Source organism: Flavobacterium fructosi (assembly GCF_042787335.1).
Taxonomy (GTDB): Bacteria; Bacteroidota; Bacteroidia; order Flavobacteriales; family Flavobacteriaceae; genus Flavobacterium; species Flavobacterium fructosi.
This window is the reverse complement of the sequence record NZ_JBHZQA010000021.1, coordinates 1-15,996: the sequence shown is the minus strand read 5'-3', so window position 1 is coordinate 15,996 and position 15,996 is coordinate 1. Positions and strand designations below refer to the sequence as shown.

The window sequence follows — 15,996 nt, the reverse complement described above, 5'->3', positions numbered from 1 at the left end:
AAAATCCGCAATTAATTCCGTTCGATTTTCGGCGGTAGATTAGGAGCAGATTAAGTTCAATTTTTTATTTCTGATTAACGTAAATAGGTCGATTTCCACGGAGCAATAAACACTAACTTGTATATACTCGCTACAAAGTAGCGACAATCTATCCAATTTAGGATGTAAAGTCGCTACTAAGTAGCGTATTTTTATCAAATGTATAAATAATATTTTTATTACAAATCATCAAAAGGACTTTTTATTTGTTGAATGCTTTTTGTACTTACGTGGGTGTATATTTCGGTCGTTTTGCTGCTATTGTGTCCCAATAATTCTTGTATGTATCTCAAATCGGTTCCGCTTTCAAGTAAATGAGTAGCATAGCTGTGGCGTAACCAGTGCAAAGTAACAGGTTTTGTAATTCCTGATTTTTGTAAGGCTTGTTTTAAAACCTGTTGTAAGCTTCTATCATCATAAGGCTTTCCTTTGATTTGTCCTTCAAATAAATACGTTGTGGGTTTAAATACTTTATAGTACTCCCGTAGCATTTCTAAAATTTTTGGGCTTAATGGGACAATTCTATCTTTTTGTCCTTTGGCATTTTTGAGTAAGACAATATTCCTTTGTGAATCAATATGAACGGGTTGCAGTGCCAATAATTCACCACAACGCAAGCCACAACTATAAATTAACGAAAGCATCATCTTATGTTTGATATTGCTGTGGGCATCCAAGATTAATTTTATTTCTTCTTTACTCAATACATTGGGTAATAACTTGGCTCGTTTTGGTCTGTGAATTTTATCCACTTCAATTTTGGTTTCTCGGATGGTTCTGAAAAATAATTTGATGGCATTGACAATCTGATTTTGATAGGAAGCCGAAAGCTTATTCTTTAAAATATACTCGTTGTTATAGATAATCACATCCTCGTTATTGATCGCAGCAACTGGTTTTTCTCGGTAAAAAACCAAAAATGATTTCAAGGCTTCGCTATAAGTACTAATGGTGCTTTCGCTATAGCGCTTGGAACGCATCCATTGTTTTAATTTTTCGATTTGTGCTATTCCTTCATTTGAAGGGAGCGAATTTGTCAAGGGTGCTATCTTGAAACGCTCTCTATTTTCGATTGTATCTGGGAGGTGCCATACCGTTTTTTGTTGGCTCCATCGAGCTCCTTCTATTTGTTTGATACGGATAATCAGATCTTTGTTTTTTTCAAAATAAACGGCAATTCTATTTTCGTTGTTGTGTTTTATCAGTTTTGCTGCCCAAGTCATATCGTGTTGATTTTGTGAGTGAAAGATAGGGATTATTTTGGTAAACGAGGTTTTGGAACAGCAATGGAAATCAGGAGTACTTAGATTATTATTAGATTCTAGTTTTCTGCGTGAGGGGTAGTAGCGGCATCCTTTTGTGACAAGAGGAACGAGTGGCTAAGCACGGGTGTTATGGAACAAAAGATACAGCGGATGACCCGACCTTTTTAGGGCACGCCCCAATTGATTTGCTAAATCGTAATTAAATTTTTAAATGATGTAATTATCTAATTTTATTCCGAAAAAGTATTTCAATTTTGGTTGTCAGGAGCGCTCTTTTTCGTTTCATAGGAAGAAAAATATTTTTTTGATGGGGGTTTCAAATTAACCTATCTTTGCCCACTGAAAAACGCCTATATGAAGTTTGATTTATTAAAAAAAGATCCGCAGTCCAAAGCCAGAGCGGGAACTGTTACCACTGATCACGGGGTGATTGAAACTCCCATTTTTATGCCTGTAGGAACTGTAGGTTCTGTAAAAGGTGTGCATCAGCGCGAATTGAAAGACGATATAAACCCGGATATTATCCTGGGAAATACCTACCACTTGTACTTGCGACCTCAAACCGAAATCCTGGAGAAAGCAGGTGGTTTGCATAAATTCATGAACTGGGACCGTAATATTTTGACGGATTCAGGGGGGTACCAAGTGTATTCGCTTTCGGCGAACCGAAAAATAAAGGAAGAAGGAGTCAAGTTTAAATCGCATATTGACGGCTCGTACCACTTTTTTACACCAGAGAATGTGATGGAAATTCAGCGTACCATAGGTGCTGATATTATCATGGCTTTTGATGAGTGTACGCCATATCCTTGTGATTATAACTATGCGAAGCGATCAATGAAAATGACCCACCGCTGGTTAGATCGTTGCATCAATCATTTAGATACCCAGCCTTTTAAATACGGATATGAACAGACGTTTTTTCCAATTGTGCAAGGAAGTTGTTACAAAGATTTGCGCCAACAATCAGCAGAATATATTGCTAATTCGAATCAACAAGGAAATGCGATTGGCGGACTCTCAGTAGGGGAGCCTGCCGAGGAAATGTATGCCATGACAGAAATTGTTTGTGAAATCCTGCCCGAAGACAAACCGCGGTACCTGATGGGTGTGGGAACTCCGATAAATATTCTGGAGAATATTGCCCTAGGAATCGATATGTTTGATTGCGTGATGCCTACGCGTAACGCCAGAAATGGAATGTTGTTTACGGCAAATGGTTCGATTAATATCAAAAACAAAAAGTGGGAAGCTGATTTTTCGCCAATTGACGAAATGGGAATTACCTATGTTGATACCGAATATACGAAAGCGTATTTGCGCCACCTTTTTGCGGCCAATGAATACCTAGGGAAACAAATTGCCACCATACACAATCTTGGGTTTTATATGTGGTTGGTTCGTGAGGCCAGAAAACATATCTTAGCGGGCGATTTCAGACCTTGGAAAGAAATGATGGTAAAGAATATGAACCAAAGATTATAAAATAATTATGAATTATTAATTATGGGTCAGCTTGTAATTAATAATTCATAACTCATAATTTAAAATATGTTAACAATAATTGACAAATACATCCTAAAAAGATATTTAGCCACGTTTTCGGCTATGTTGTTAATGTTCGTACCGATAGGGATTGTTATTGATGTTTCAGAGAAGATTAATTTCATGTTGGAGAACAAAGTTCCCTTTATTGAAATTGCAACCTACTATTATCATTTCACCATTTATTTTGCGAATTCCTTATTCCCGATCTTTTTGTTTTTATCGATTATTTGGTTTACCTCAAAATTAGCGAATAACACGGAGATTATTGCCATTTTGAGTTCTGGGATTTCGTTTACACGGTTTTTGCGTCCTTACATAATTGGGGCTACTATTGTTTCTATTTTTGTTTTGTTGATGGGTTTTTTTGTTGTTCCTAAATCCAGCGAGGGGTTTAACAACTTTAGATACACCTACCTGAAAACGGGAGGGAAAGAGGCCATGAGAGGCGATAACACCGATGTGTTTAGGCAAATTAGTGATACGGAGTTTATCTATGTAAATAGCTTTAACCCGTTGTCTAAGATTGCTTTTAATTTTTCATTGGAAAAATTTAAAAACGAGAAATTAGTCTACAAAATTACTGCTAGCAGAATACAATGGAATCCAAAAGAGCGTAATTATACCATGTATGATTATACTAAAAGAACGGTTGGGGAACTGAATGATCAGATTGAAAAAGCACCGGAAAAAGTGGCTCGTTTTAATTTTGACTTAGAAGACTTAACGCCTGTTATTTATATAGCGGAAACATTGACTTTCGATAAATTAGTCAAATTTATTGACAAAGAAAGAAGTCGCGGTTCCTCTAATATCAATATATATTTAGTGGTTTTATACAAGAAATTTAGCGTGCCGGTTTCAGCATTTATTTTAACTATTATCGCAGTTTCTGTTTCGTCCATGAAACGTAGAGGCGGAATGGGAATAAATCTGGCTATAGGAATTGCATTGGCTTTTGCCTTTGTGTTCTTTGATAAAATATTTGGGGTACTAGCGGAGAAATCCAGTATTCCACCCCTATTGGCCGTTTGGTTACCAAATATTGGTTTCGGAATATTAGCCGTTTATCTCTTACGAAATGCAAAACGATAAATTCAAAAGTTACTTAAACCTCCATTTTATAGTTTTTATATGGGGTTTTACCGCTATTTTAGGGGCACTAATTACCATCACTGCTGATGCTTTAGTTTGGTATCGAATGCTTTTTGCCAGTGTTTTTTTATCGCTGTTTATTATATTCAAAAAGAAATCCTTTAAAATTCCAACGAAATCCTTTCTGAAAATGATTTTTGTGGGCTTATTGATAGCGCTTCATTGGATCTTTTTTTTTAAAGCCATTCATGTTTCTAATGTGTCAATTACACTTTCGGTTTTCTCCTTGGGTGCTTTTTTTGCATCGATACTGGAACCTATTTTTTATGGAAGGAAAGTACTTTGGTATGAAGTGTTTTTTGGGCTAATCATTATTGCCGGGCTGGCACTAATTATGAAAGTTGAAGTGAACTATCTAGACGGTATGCTTTACGCTTTGGTAGCCATAATATTGGGCGTTTTATTTACTCTCATGAATGGGAAATTAATAGAAAATCACGACCCTTCGGTTATCTCCTTTTATGAATTCGTGGCGGGTGTTTTTTTTATTACGGTTTACTTTTTATTTCAACAGAAATTCTCTTTGAATTTCTTTGTTTTAACGATCAATAATTGGATTTTGATTCTAATTTTAGCCTCTATATGTACCGCTTATGCTTTTACGGCATCAGTAAAAGTCATGCAAAAATTGACACCTTACACCGTAATGCTGACAACCAATTTAGAACCGGTTTACGGCATTGTACTGGCCTATTTTATACTTGGCGGAAAAGAAAAAATGAGCTTTGAGTTTTATATCGGAGCCCTAATAATTGTAATCACGGTAATCCTGAATGGCGTAATTAAGCATTCTAAAAAGGATAATTAGGATTACCTTGATTACTGTTATTTTTTTTAAAATAGAAGAGGACACCAAGATTATTTTGACTAAAAAACCACTTCTTTTTTGTGTAAATTTAGCTATATAGTTTCAATTGAGTATTATGACAGTCCTTTGCAGTAGCAAGCAACCGTTATTGTAAAACAAGAGTAAAGAATCGCAATTTCATTTTCCATTCAAAAACAAATAAAACAGTAGTATGAAAAAGAATAAAAAAAGAATAGGTTTTTTGTTGTTGGCTCTAATTTTATTTTTCGGTGGTAAAGAAATTTATGACATGAATATCAATCATAATTTTGAAACAATTACGGAGGGTAAAGTATACAAATCAGGGGTTATCCCTCCTGATGAATTGGAAAGTTATGTTGCCAAATATCATATAAAATCGATTGTTGATTTGCGTTTTCCAGGCACAGCAGATTTAAAGAATAATCCTGAAATTCCTGCCGAATTAACCGCGGAGCAGAAAGCAGTAGCAAAATTGAAAGGAGTGAACTATTTTAACAACGGGTCAGATCAGGTTCCTAAACAAGAAAACTTAGACCTGTTTTTTAAAATAATGGATAACAAAGCAAATTATCCAGTGTTGATTCATTGTTATCATGGCATTGGCCGCGCCGAAATGTATTCTGCATTATATCGTATTGAATATGAAAATTTCACTAACGAAGCAGCGCGTCAAGGGGTTAGACTGTTAATGAAATTTAGTTCCTTTGATGATGGAACTCCTAAGGGGGAGTATCTAAAATCTTACAAATCCAGAAAACAATTAGAGGCGGAAAAATAATAATTTTCTGTCGTAAAACATTTAATATCTAAGCTTAAATTTTGAATGGTTTTTGATTTAAAAAAGAAACTTCAGTTGATACAAAGATACTTCCTCTTTTACCACTGCAAAGGAATTAAGATAGTTTCTCTGTATTTAAAAAATGATTTAATTATTTATTAAAGAGCAGTTGAAGACATAAATGAAAAAATACTCATTTTGAACGATTTAAAATTTTATATTTGCCGTTCGAATTAAAAACAAAAACGTAGAAATCCTATGGAATATTTAGATTTTGAACTTCCAATAAAAGAACTCGAAGATCAGTTAGATAAATGTCTTGTTATTGGTCAAGAATCGGATGTTGATGTAACGAATACTTGCAAGCAAATCAACAAAAAACTAGAAGAAACTAAAAGAAAAATTTATAAAAACTTAACCGCTTGGCAGCGCGTTCAGCTATCCAGACACCCAAGTCGTCCGTACACTATGGACCATGTAAGGGCGCTATGTGGAGAAACGTTTTTGGAGCTTTTTGGAGACAGAGGTTTTAAAGACGATAAAGCCATGATTGGTGGATTAGGAAAAATAGACGGACAATCTTTTATGATTGTAGGTCAACAAAAAGGATTTAATACCAAGACGCGTCAGTTCCGTAATTTCGGAATGGCAAATCCGGAAGGATACCGCAAAGCGTTGCGATTAATGAAAATGGCAGAGAAGTTTGGCATTCCAGTCTTGACTTTAATTGATACCCCGGGTGCCTATCCAGGACTTGAAGCGGAGGAACGCGGACAAGGAGAGGCAATTGCCAGAAACATTTTTGAGATGGTTCGCCTAAAAGTGCCAATTATTACCGTTATTGTTGGAGAAGGAGCATCAGGTGGAGCATTAGGAATAGGAGTTGGAGATCGAGTATACATGATGGAAAATACTTGGTATTCTGTTATTTCTCCTGAATCCTGTTCTTCTATTCTTTGGAAAAGTTGGGAGTATAAAGAACAAGCTGCTGAAGCTTTGAAATTGACTTCTTCAGATATGAAAAAACAAAAATTAGTAGATGATATCATTCCTGAGCCATTAGGTGGCGCGCATTACGACAGAGCGGCTGCTTTCAAAACTGTAGAGCAATATATCATGAAAGGATTCAATGAATTGAAAGACTTATCAACAGAAGAATTAATTGCTCAGAGAATGGATAAATACAGTAAAATGGGTGAATATAAAGAGTAAAATCTTACAAATTGATATTTAATCCGAAGCCTTACCGTTTCGGATTTTTTTATGCTTATAAACAAAAAATAGTTACTTATGAACAATTATTCGTAATAACTCAATGACAATATTTTTTTAATTTTTGTTACTTTCGCTCTATGGAAAACTTCAGAAATATTAATCCTGTGAAGGTTGATAAAACTACTATAATAAGCCTGGAAAAAGGAAAATTGCAACCACAGGTTCTCGATCTGGAAGAGGCTGTGCTTGGCGCGATGATGATAGATAAAAAAGGGGTAGATGATGTAATTGATATTTTACAACCCGATGCTTTTTATAAAGAAGGACACAAACATATTTTTGAGGCTATTGTTCAGTTGTTTACCGAAACACAGCCTATTGACTTATTAACCGTTTCTGCCCAACTTAAGAAAAACGGAAAATTAGATTTGGCAGGAGGAGATTTTTACTTAATTCAGCTTACGCAAAAGATATCGTCTTCTGCGCACATTGAATTTCATTCCAGGATCATCCTTCAGAAATTTATACAACGAAGTCTGATTCGTATTTCAACTGAAATTATCGAGGATTCTTACGATGAAACAACGGATGTTTTTGATTTATTGGATAGAGCTGAATCTAAATTGTACGAAGTAACACAAGGGAATATAAAGCGTAGTTCCGAAACGGCACAAAGTTTAGTGTTGCAAGCTAAAAAACGTATTGAAGAAATCGCTGGCCAGGAAGGATTAAGTGGTGTAGCGACTGGTTTTGATAAATTAGATAAGATTACTTCCGGTTGGCAACCAAGTGATTTAATTATTATTGCAGCAAGGCCAGCAATGGGTAAAACCGCATTTGTATTATCAATGGCTCGTAATATGGCAATTGATTACGGAATGCCAGTGGCCTTATTTTCGCTGGAGATGGCATCGGTTCAATTGATTACCCGTTTGATTTCTTCGGAGACGGGTTTGTCATCCGAGAAATTGCGTACCGGAAAACTGGAAAAGCACGAATGGGAACAATTGAGTACTAAAGTTAAAAATCTGGAAAAAGCACCGTTATTCATTGATGATACGCCTTCCTTATCTATTTTTGATTTAAGAGCAAAAGCAAGACGTTTGGTTTCGCAACATGGTATCCGAATTATTATTGTCGATTATTTGCAATTGATGACTGCCGGTGGAAACGGAAAAGGAGGAGGAAATAGAGAACAGGAGATTTCTTCAATTTCTCGAAACTTAAAAGCATTAGCTAAGGAATTAAATGTTCCTGTAATTGCACTTTCTCAATTGTCTCGTGCGGTTGAAACTCGTGGATCCAGTAAAAGACCGTTGCTTTCTGACCTTCGTGAATCAGGAGCGATTGAGCAGGATGCTGATATTGTATCTTTTTTATACCGTCCTGAATATTATAAAATTGATGAGTGGGATGATGAGGAAGCCTCACCAACTGCTGGTCAGGCAGAAATAATGATTGCCAAACACCGTAATGGTAGTATTGAAAACGTTCGTTTGAAGTTTATCGGACATTTGGGTAAATTTGATAACTTGGAAGATTACAGTGGCAGTTACGATGATTTACCATCGAGTATGAATCAAGAGGACAATCCTTTTATCACTAAAAATCTCCCATCAGCTAATGAAGCTTTTGGCAGTAATTTAAATGACGAAGATGATGATAGTGATGTACCGTTTTAGAAAAATAAAATAAAACTGACTCGTCTTTTATTTCTATACCAGTAAAAAAGCCTAAATTTTTATAAAAATTTAGGCTTTTTTATAGTTTATTTCTAAATTTTCTATTTTGCGTATATTTACGTGTTTTTTATCCCAAAAGAATTTTAGGTTTATTTTAAAATAAAATTTGTGTCATTTCATTTACATACTCTCTATCTTTGATAGATAAAAATCAATACACGATGTCGCAGCGAATTATTTATATTTTAGTTATTCTACTTTCTTTTTCTGCAAAAGCTTCTTTTATTTTGTTGCCAATGGATGAAACCACGCAGCAAAATCATCTCAAAGCTTATGGAATTACGTATTGGTGTTTAGATAAAAATTATAAAGCAAGTTGGTTATTGAATTATCGTGGTGGGTCATTTTTATTACCTGATGCACCTGAAATACGAAGAGAATGCCAAATTAGAGGAGTTAGTTTTGAAATCCTCTCGGATAGTGAAGAAACCAAGATATTGGATGATATATCTAGTCCTTCACAAAACATGGAAACTGTTATTTTGGAAAAAGCGCCTAAAATTGCAGTTTATACACCCAAAGGGAAACAACCTTGGGATGATGCTGTTACCATGGTTTTAACGTATGCAGAAATTCCTTTTACGCCAATATATGATGAAGAAGTTTTAAGTGACCAACTGTTACTTTATGATTGGTTGCATTTACATCATGAAGATTTTACCGGACAATACGGTAAGTTTTTTGGGGCTTATAGAAATGCACCTTGGTATATTGAGCAAAAGAAAGAGGCTGAAATTTTAGCTGCAAAATTAGGATACGCAAAAGTCTCTCAAGAAAAGGGAGCTGTTGCCAAAAAAATTAGGAACTTTGTAATTGGTGGAGGATTTATGTTTGCTATGTGTTCTGCAACGGATAGTTTTGATATTGCTTTGGCTGCCGATGGGGTAGATATTTGCGAGACCATGTTTGATGGAGATGCGAGTGATGCTAATTATCAATCTAAGATGAATTACGGTTCTACGTTTGCATTCAAAGATTTTATTTTAGAAAGAAGGCCGGAGCAATATGAATTTTCAGATATCGATATGACTTTGAAAAGGCGGATTCCAATGGAAAAAGATTATTTCACTTTGATGGAATTTTCGGCAAAATGGGATCCTATTCCCAGTATGCTGTGTCAAAATCATACCCAACTAGTGAAAGGTTTTATGGGGCAAACTACCTCTTTTGACCCCGCGCTTATTAAATCTAATGTTTTGGTTATGGGAACCTGTGAATTGAATGGCGAAGTTCGTTATCTTCATGGTGAAAAAGGCAAAGGAATGTATACTTTTTACGGTGGTCACGACCCTGAAGATTTTCAGCATCAGGTAGGCGATGCACCCACAGTTTTGGATTTGCATCCTAATTCTCCAGGATATCGCTTGATTTTGAATAATGTGTTATTTCCGGCAGCAAGAAAGAAAAAACAGAAAACATAATATACTAAAAAGCCAATCGATAGTGATTGGCTTTTTAGTAACCAGGATTACTTTGCTTAATTTCTATTTTTTCGGAGTTCAGTGAATTTCATTTAATCATATATGCTGTGAGAGGAACGAATAAAGATAAAAACAAAAGCAGGAAACAGCTTCTAAATATATTTACCAAAAAAAAAGATACTTTTTACAGTAGCTTTTGTTATTTATAGAAAAAAGTTAAATAATTCCATGTTCATTTTCTTTGTCTAAATATTCTTGGACAATATCAATAGCATTAGTAACTACATCGCTTAGGGCAGTGATGAAGCTCCCTTCTTCGGCACAATTTATAGCATGTCTAATGGCTTCCGTTTCTTTAGGGATAATTTCATAGGTTACCGTTTTACCAGAATTTTTAATTCCTTCAAGGATTAAATTTATAATCTCGTCTTCGGTTCTTCCTCTCAGGTATTTTTCTTGTCTTATGATAATATGATCAAACATTCTTGCGGCAATATTGGCACATTCCCTGATGTCTTCATCACGACGGTCACCAACACCGGCTATTATTCCTATTTTCTTAGTAGCATCGACACTTTGTAGGTATTCTTCGACTCCTTTGTAACCAGAGGCATTATGAGCAAAATCAATTAATACTTTGAATTTTTTGAACTCAAAAATATTCATTCGACCCGGAGTTTGTGCTGCACTTGGAATAAAAGTCTGTAAAGACAAACTGATATCTTCGGTTTTAAAACCCCATAAATAACCTGCTAAAGTTGCCGCAAGGACATTGGCAATCATAAATTTTGCTTTTCCGCCCAATGTTAAAGGGACGTGGGTGGCGCGCTCGATTCGGATTTTCCATTCTCCTTTTTTGATTGTAATATATTCATTTTCATAAACGGCAACGGTTTTTCCCTCAGCGCACAATTTTTTGATAAAATCGTTGTCTTCACTTAAACTAAAGTAGGCGACATTGCAATTTAGATCCTGACCTAATTTTATGCATTGTTCATCGTCTCCGTTTAAAACTGCCCAGCCGTCTTTCTTGATACTTTTCACAACCGTAGCTTTTACTCTTGCCAAGTCATCTAAGGTGTGGATATCATTTAACCCTAAATGATCTTCCTGAATATTGGTAATAATTCCAATATCACATTGGCTAAAGCCTAAGCCAGAACGAAGAATTCCGCCACGGGCAGTTTCCAGAACAGCGAATTCTACCGTTGGATCTCGTAAAATATATTCCGCGCTTAGTGGTCCGGTTGTATCACCTTTTTCCATCATGTGATTTTGAATGTAAATCCCATCCGAAGTGGTAAACCCCACTTTGAATCCATTATTTTTTACGATATGTGCCAAAAGTCGGGTAGTTGTCGTCTTACCATTGGTGCCAGTAACTGCAATAATTGGAATACGACATGATTTTCCGGGAGGATATAACATATCAATAACTGGGGAAGCTACATTTCTAGGTAACCCTTCGGAAGGGGCAAGGTGCATTCTAAATCCTGGAGCAGCATTGACTTCAAGAATTACACCACCATTTTCTTTTAATGGTTGGGTTAAATTTTCCGCCATAATATCAACACCGCAGATATCCAGTCCTATTACTCTTGAAATTCTTTCGGCAAGGAAAATGTTTTCTGGATGCATCATATCTGTAACATCTACAGAAGTTCCACCCGTACTTAGATTAGCAGTAGATTTTAGGAAAACTATTTCGCCAGTTCTTGGAATAGTTTCCAGTGTATAGCCAAGTTTTTCTAATAAATCTTCGGTATCTCGATCCACATCTATTTGAGTTAACACATTTTCATGGCCATAACCTCTTCTGGGATCTAGATTGATAGTGTTAATTAATTGTTGAATGGTGTCATTTCCATTTCCTATTGCATGGGCAGGAACTCGTTTTGCAGCGGCAACAAGTTTATAGTCGATTACTAATATTCTAAAATCGAAACCAGTGATAAATTTTTCTACGATAACACGTTTGCCATATTCTTTTGCGAAGGCTAAGCCAGCAACTGCATCATCCCAAGTAGTAACATTAATGGAAGCTCCTTTTCCATGATTTCCGTCCAAAGGTTTTAGTACAATGGGATAACCAATTTTTTTAATCGTATCTGCTAAATCTTCCTCATCCGTACAAATACTTCCATTTGCAACTGGAATTGAAGCCATATCCAGCATTTTCTTGGTTTGCTCCTTATTACAGGCAATATCTACGGCAATGCTACTGGTTTTACAAGTAATTGTGGCTTGAAAACGCATTTGATTAATACCATATCCTAGTTGAACTAATGAATTTGTTCCCAATCTAATCCAAGGGATATTTCTGGCAACAGCTTCTTCTACGATACTTCCGGTACTTGGTCCAAGTCGAACATGTTCCCTGATTTTACGCATTTTTTGTAAGTCAGCTTCCACATCATATGGCGTTCCTGCGATTAATGCTTCGGCAATTGCAACGGAACATTCAGCTGCAAAAAGGCCTACGTTCTCCTCTGAATAACTAAAAACTACATTATAAGTTCCAGGAGTTTTGGTTTCTCTGGTTCTCCCAAATCCAGTTTCCATTCCAGCCAAAGATTGAATTTCGAGTGCAATATGTTCAATCACATGGCCCATCCAAGTACCACGTTTTACTCTGGAAAAAAATCCACCGCGACAGCCTTCAGAACAACGATGTTCAATCATTGTAGGAAACATAGCTTCAATACGTTCTTTAAATCCTTCAATTTTATTAGTTGGAAAGTTTTCCATTTCTTCCAAATCCAATCGCATTTGGATTAATTTTTTTCTTTGTATGCTCCATATATTGGGACCGCGTAGGGCTTGTACTTTGATTATTTTCATAAAATGGAATATTATTTTTTGAAATAAAATTAATAGGTAATGGTTTGATTTTAAAAGTAATAAGGTCTGTGTTGTTTTTTATAAAGAAGACGATAATGGGTTTTTGTTTTTGGAAAATGCATAGAACTAAATTAAAAGTAGTTTTTTTAAAATAGGAATCAAAATTTATTTATTGAATATTAACAATAAGTATTTCATTCTAAATTTTTAAAAAAAGGATTGAACTTCAAGTGCTTCTTTTATCTTTTTGGTTATTTTTGCCAAATGAATATACTAGGAAAACTGATAATAATAGGAGGTGCGGTAGATAAAGGAAGTTTTACTGAAACGGATTTGGATAAAAATGCAACTAGCAATTTAAATTTTTTTGAAGCAGGTATTTTAAAAAGGATCTTAAATGAATCAAAACATAAGGAGAATTCACGTATTGAAGTTATTACCACGGCCTCAGTTATTCCAAAAGAAATTGGTCCTGAATATGTAAAAGCATTTGAGCATTTGAATGCTAAGAATATTGATATACTGAATATAGAAAGAAGAGATCAAGCAGCAGACGAAGCCATTTTAGCTCGACTAAAAGCAGCTGACATCGTAATGTTTACAGGAGGTGATCAGTTGCGATTGACTTCTATACTTGGAGGAACACCTTTTCATGATATTTTACTGGATAAATACCACAATGAAGAATTTATTTATGCTGGAACTTCAGCTGGTGCTGCTGCAGCATCAAATAATATGATTTATCAAGGCAGTAGCTCAGAAGCTCTATTAAAAGGGGAAGTGAAAATTTCCAGTGGACTAGGATTAATTGATGGTGTAATAATCGATACACATTTTGTGCAACGCGGCAGAATTGGAAGACTTTTTCAAGCTGTTGTGGGTAATCCCAGAGTATTGGGAATAGGTCTTGGAGAAGATACGGGTTTGTTAATTACCAATAATACTCAAATGGAGGCGATAGGTTCTGGATTAGTAATTTTAGTTGATGGTCGTGAAATAAAAGATACTAATTTGACACAAGTAGAATTAGGTCAACCTATTTCTATCTCGCATTTAGTGACACATGTTATGAGTAAATTTGACACTTATAGTCTGGATACTCATAAAATGCATATTCAATCTTCCCAATATTCATAGGTCTATGATAATGGAAAAGAGAAAGTAAAAAAACGTAGATGTAAAAAGCTATTAATTTGTTTTGTCGTTTTGTCTTTAAACCGGAGCTCTTAATTTTTAAAATTTTAATTTGAAACTAATCATACACGGCGGATTTTTCTCAGAATCATCTACCAATCACGAAACGAAAATTGCCAAACAAAATGCACTGGAACGAATAGTAAAAGATTCTTTTGAATTTTTAATAGAACATGCTGCATTAGAGGCAGTCGTTTATGCAGTTTCGCTTTTGGAAGATGATGAATTGTTTAATGCAGGAATTGGCTCGCAAATTCAAAGTGACGGAAAAATTAGAATGAGTGCTGCAGTTATGGATGGTGAATCTCAGAAAATGAGCGGTGTAATCAATATTGAAGAAGTAAAAAATCCAATTCAGGTTGCTCAAATATTGATGCAATATGACGACAGAGTTCTAGGCGGAAGTGGAGCAACTAATTTTGCCCGACAACACGGTTTTGAATCTTTTTCAACGGAGATCCCACAACGTAGAATAGAATATGAAAATAAACTGAAAGCGCTAGGAACTGGAACAGTGGGTTGTGTGGCTTTAGACCAAAACGGAAAAATTGCTGTAGCGACATCTACAGGAGGAAAAGGATTTGAAATTCCCGGTAGGATTTCTGATTCGGCTACCGTTGCTGGAAATTATGCAAATGCATTTTGTGGCGTGAGTTTGACAGGAGTAGGTGAGGATATAGTGAGTAATGCAACTGCTGCAAAAATCGTGACTCGAGTTACTGACGGATTTTCATTGCAGGAAGCGTTTACTAAAACGTTCAACGAATTAAAATCTTATGATGGCTTTGCTGGTGCAATTGCCATAGATAATAAAGGAAATATATATCATCAGGATTCCCATTCCAGAATGGTTTTTGCGAGTTTTGATGGAGATAAATTTGAAGTTTTTGAATAGTTAATTCAAAGAGAATTCGAGCCAAATAGGAATATGATCGGATATTATCCTTGCTTCTTTAAGCGACCTAAAATTTTTGTAAAACGAAATTACGCCTGAATTTATGGTTGTAATTCTCGAAATGTTGAAATACATATTATCAAATTCTGAAGCGAGGCATTGCCCATTTTTACACTCTTTTTTCAATGAAGTTTTTTGATTCACTAAAATGGATTGGTAACCCATTTTTTTCAATGGATTAAAAACGGTATGTGATTGCGGACAATTGAAATCACCAGCAAAAATCAAATTCAATGTCGGATATTCAGCGGGTAGATATTTAAAATATTTAATCTCTGTCTCTGGTTGTCTGTTTTTGGTAATGGCATGAAAATTGGCGACAGTAAATTGTTTATTTTTATATTGGAATGTACAGAAATAAGGTTCTCTGTCAATCTCTAAATTATATTTTTTTTCTAGCCAGGCTCTCCCTATCTTCTTAAGCTTGCTCGTTTTCCAAATAAAAGCATATCGTTCAGTTTTGTAGGCGGTGCTGCTGGTTGGATCGCTAATCACATAATCCCATTTAGCTCCTCTGCGATTGAGTTCATCTATTAATCTTGCTACTGCTTGTGCGCCGCCATATCCCGCCACAACTTCTTGAATAGCAATGAGATCATAGTTTTTTAAGGAATTTGCGATGTAGGTTATTGTTTCTTCTGATTTTGATTTACCAAAGTTTTCCAAATTCCAGGAAACGATTTTCGTTTGAGAGAAAACAACTGAATAAATCAGGAAAAGTAATAGGTAAAGTACAGATTTCAAATTGTATTTATTGAAAAAAATCTAATGAATAGAAGCAAATAAGTGTAATTCAAAGGTAGGGTAAATTGTAGTATAAAATGAGTAAGAGACTTTAAATAAAAACGGTAACTTAAGAATAAAATTCAATTAATTCTTCATTGCTTTTTTTAATTTTATAAGGTACCGTCTCATAAAGTGTGTAAGTTAAAAAGTTATTCTGAAAATTTGAGCTAATTCAAAAGCTCAAAAATTTTCGGAAATAACTTTTTAACGTATATTTATAAACACACTTTA

General features: G+C 35.2%; 12 protein-coding genes. 9 read left to right on the top strand and 3 right to left on the bottom strand.

Annotation, left to right across the window (positions count from 1 at the left end; all coding sequences use genetic code 11):
- Positions 1-218: 218 nt before the first annotated feature.
- Positions 219-1,262: a tyrosine-type recombinase/integrase gene (locus ACFX5D_RS16010; protein WP_379859206.1), complete on the bottom strand. Its 1,044-nt coding sequence runs from the start codon at positions 1,260-1,262 to the stop codon at positions 219-221.
- Positions 1,263-1,658: 396 nt separating this feature from the next.
- Between ACFX5D_RS16010 and tgt the strand changes: the two genes are divergently transcribed.
- The 7 genes from tgt (at position 1,659) to ACFX5D_RS15975 (ending at position 9,989) form a co-directional block, all read left to right on the top strand.
- Positions 1,659-2,789, top strand: coding sequence for a tRNA guanosine(34) transglycosylase Tgt (tgt, locus tag ACFX5D_RS16005; protein ID WP_379859205.1), 1,131 nt, complete (start codon positions 1,659-1,661; stop codon positions 2,787-2,789).
- Between the two features lie 66 nt (positions 2,790-2,855).
- On the top strand, positions 2,856-3,944 hold the full coding sequence (locus ACFX5D_RS16000) for an LptF/LptG family permease (RefSeq protein WP_379859204.1): 1,089 nt from the start codon (positions 2,856-2,858) through the stop codon (positions 3,942-3,944).
- Complete coding sequence (locus ACFX5D_RS15995; protein ID WP_379859203.1) at positions 3,931-4,812, top strand: DMT family transporter; 882 nt, start codon at positions 3,931-3,933, stop codon at positions 4,810-4,812. The genes ACFX5D_RS16000 and ACFX5D_RS15995 overlap by 14 nt, the downstream gene beginning before the upstream one ends.
- A 211-nt stretch (positions 4,813-5,023) precedes the next feature.
- Positions 5,024-5,611, top strand: a complete 588-nt coding sequence (locus ACFX5D_RS15990; RefSeq protein WP_379859202.1) for a dual specificity protein phosphatase family protein — start codon at positions 5,024-5,026, stop codon at positions 5,609-5,611.
- Between the two features lie 258 nt (positions 5,612-5,869).
- The gene (locus ACFX5D_RS15985) at positions 5,870-6,823 is read left to right on the top strand and encodes an acetyl-CoA carboxylase carboxyltransferase subunit alpha (RefSeq protein ID WP_104000594.1); all 954 of its coding nucleotides are present in this window, start codon (positions 5,870-5,872) and stop codon (positions 6,821-6,823) included.
- Between the two features lie 140 nt (positions 6,824-6,963).
- Positions 6,964-8,508 (top strand): replicative DNA helicase, encoded by a 1,545-nt coding sequence (gene dnaB, locus ACFX5D_RS15980; protein ID WP_379859201.1) that lies wholly within the window; start codon positions 6,964-6,966, stop codon positions 8,506-8,508.
- 221 nt (positions 8,509-8,729) lie between these two features.
- The gene (locus tag ACFX5D_RS15975) at positions 8,730-9,989 is read left to right on the top strand and encodes an asparagine synthetase B (RefSeq protein WP_379859200.1); all 1,260 of its coding nucleotides are present in this window, start codon (positions 8,730-8,732) and stop codon (positions 9,987-9,989) included.
- A gap of 216 nt (positions 9,990-10,205) precedes the next feature.
- On the opposite strand, the gene cphA is transcribed toward ACFX5D_RS15975, so the two are convergent.
- Complete coding sequence (cphA, locus tag ACFX5D_RS15970; protein ID WP_379859199.1) at positions 10,206-12,830, bottom strand: cyanophycin synthetase; 2,625 nt, start codon at positions 12,828-12,830, stop codon at positions 10,206-10,208.
- Between the two features lie 264 nt (positions 12,831-13,094).
- Between cphA and ACFX5D_RS15965 the strand changes: the two genes are divergently transcribed.
- Together ACFX5D_RS15965 and ACFX5D_RS15960 are read left to right on the top strand one after the other, a co-directional pair.
- Positions 13,095-13,967: a cyanophycinase gene (locus ACFX5D_RS15965; protein WP_379859198.1), complete on the top strand. Its 873-nt coding sequence runs from the start codon at positions 13,095-13,097 to the stop codon at positions 13,965-13,967.
- Between the two features lie 109 nt (positions 13,968-14,076).
- The gene (locus tag ACFX5D_RS15960) at positions 14,077-14,919 is read left to right on the top strand and encodes an isoaspartyl peptidase/L-asparaginase (RefSeq protein ID WP_379859197.1); all 843 of its coding nucleotides are present in this window, start codon (positions 14,077-14,079) and stop codon (positions 14,917-14,919) included.
- Here ACFX5D_RS15960 and ACFX5D_RS15955 read toward each other — a convergent pair whose 3' ends face one another.
- Complete coding sequence (locus ACFX5D_RS15955; RefSeq protein ID WP_379859196.1) at positions 14,920-15,723, bottom strand: endonuclease/exonuclease/phosphatase family protein; 804 nt, start codon at positions 15,721-15,723, stop codon at positions 14,920-14,922.
- Positions 15,724-15,996: the final 273 nt, after the last annotated feature.